2 protein-coding genes are annotated in these 2,277 nt (G+C 70.9%); both read right to left on the bottom strand.

The features are described 5' to 3' along the window. The coding region (locus tag AOK24_RS29050) for a sensor histidine kinase (protein ID WP_055723016.1) at positions 1-1,392 on the bottom strand (1,392 nt) is incomplete at its 3' end. Further along, positions 1,393-2,124 carry a response regulator transcription factor gene (locus tag AOK24_RS29045; protein ID WP_055723015.1) on the bottom strand — a complete coding sequence of 244 codons (732 nt, stop codon included), beginning with the start codon at positions 2,122-2,124 and terminating at the stop codon, positions 1,393-1,395. Positions 2,125-2,277 lie beyond the last annotated feature (153 nt).

Here is a 2,277-nt window from a genome sequence, read left to right as displayed (position 1 = left end):
CCCGATCACCGACCCGCCCCCGGCCCGCCGATGCGCGTACGGCGTCCCGCCGTGGGACAACGCCACCTCCCGCACGATCGACAGCCCCAGCCCCGACCCCGGCAACGACCGCGCGTCAGCCGCCCGGTAGAACCGGTCGAACACCCGCGTGAGGTCGTCCTCCGCGATCCCGGGCCCCCGGTCGAGCACCTCGACGCGCACGGTCCCGGGCCGGGCGGGCCCGGTGACGCTGACCTCGATCGGCGCCTTCCCCTCCCGGTCGAACTTCGCGGCGTTCTCGACCAGGTTGGAGACGGCCCGCTGCAACAGCCCGGGCCGCCCGTCGGTGGTCGTGTCCCCGCTGACGCGTACGACGACGTCCCGCCCGCTGCGCCGCCGTACGACCCCGGCGACCTCCTCGGCGATGTCCGCGAGGTCGACCCGCTGAGGCGGCTCGGTGTCGGACTGCCCCGCCGCGAGATCGACGAGCTCGTTGACGAGATCGGTCAGCTCACGCGCCTCCTGCCCGAGATCGGCGACGAGCTCCTCCCGTGTGGAGAGCGGGAGTTCGTCTATCCGGCGCAGCAGGGAGATGTTCGTACGCAGGGAGGTGAGCGGCGTACGCAGCTCGTGCCCGGCGTCCTGGACGAGCCGCCGCTGGTCCTCCTCGGACTGCGCGAGCCGCCCGAGCATGCGGTCGAAGGCGCGGCCGAGCCGCCCGACCTCGTCGTACCCGGTGACCGGGACCTGGATGCCCAGCCGGCGGGTCCGGGCGACGTCCTCCGCGGCCATCGTGAGGACGACGAGGCGCCGGGTGATCCGGCGGGCCAGCCACCAGCCGAACAGACCGGCGGCGGTGACGACGATTCCCATGAGGAAGAAGGTGCGCTGCTGGAGGTTGCGCAGCAGGTCCTCCGTACCGCTGAACTCCTGGGCGACCTGGACGGCGCCCCAGCCGCGCCCGAGGGAGACGGTCGCGACGCGGTAGACGTCGTCGCCGACGTCGACGTCCTTGTGCTCGACGAGCGTTCCGGAGACCTTGGCCGCCGCGATCTTCCGGTCCGCGTCGGTGACGGGCAGCTTCGGCTGGCCGAGGTCGACGACATCGCCGCCGGGCCCGAGCACCTGTACGTTCGTCCGCGCCGGCCGCACCAGGTCGTGGCCCGGCGCCGACGACGAGAAGTCCTCCGGCGTCATCTTCTGCTGCCGGACCTCGTCGCGCAGGTCCTGGACGACCTCGCTGAACACGGACTGCTGGTCGACCCGGACGAGCCGCGCGGCGGCGTTGTACGACAGGATGCCGACCAGCATCGTCACGACCGCGGTGACCGCCGCGAACGACACGGCGAACGTCGTACCCAGCGCGGCCAGCCCCGGGCGCCGGCGCGCCAGCAGCCGGCGCAGCCGGTCCACTCAGTCCTCCCTGAGGACGTACCCCACACCCCGGACGGTGTGAATCAGCTGAGGGGCACCGGGCTCGTCGAGTTTCCGCCGCAGATATCCCACATAGACGGCGAGATTCTTCGAACCGGGGCCGAAGTCGTATCCCCAGATACGGTCGTAAATGGTGGAGTGGTCCAGCACGATCCCCGAATTCCGCACCAGCAGCTCAAGCAGCTCGAATTCGGTCCGCGTCAATTCCAGTTCCCGCCCGCCACGCCAGGCCCGGCGGGCCTGGGGGTCCATCCGCAGGCCCGCGGCCTCGATGTGCCGGTCGGACACGGGGGGCTCCTTCGGCGCGGCGACGGCACTGGCCGGTGCGGCGGGCCCGGCACCCGCGCCGCTGCGCCGCATCAACGCACGGAGCCGCGCAAAAACCTCCTCGACATCGAAGGGCTTGACGACATAGTCATCGGCCCCCGCATCAAGCCCGGCAATCCGATCAGCGGTCTCCACGAGCGCGGTCAACATCAGAATCGGCGTCCGATCCCCTTCGGCCCGCAGCACCCGACACACCTGAAGTCCATCAATACCCGGCATCATCACATCGAGCACCAGCACGTCCGGCGGCGACTTGTGCGCGTGCGCCAGCGCTTCCACACCGTCCGCCACCGCCGTGACCTGATACCCCTCCAGCGTCAGCGCCCGCTCCAGGGCATGGCGGATGGCTCGGTCGTCTTCAGCAAGCAACACGGTCTGAGGCACCGCCCCAGTCTGCCAAGCCGAACCCCTCTCCGACCGCGACGACCACCATCCCGACCACCCTTTTTACCTGCCTCTCACCGACCCAAAGCCAACCGAAGAGCCACCCCCAGACACACCCCCAGGCTCCCGGGGCCGCAGGACCGCAGGACCGCA

Source organism: Streptomyces niveiscabiei, assembly GCF_001419795.1.
In the GTDB taxonomy this organism is placed as follows: domain Bacteria; phylum Actinomycetota; class Actinomycetes; order Streptomycetales; family Streptomycetaceae; genus Streptomyces; species Streptomyces niveiscabiei.
This window is presented reverse-complemented; position numbering and strand designations above follow the sequence as displayed.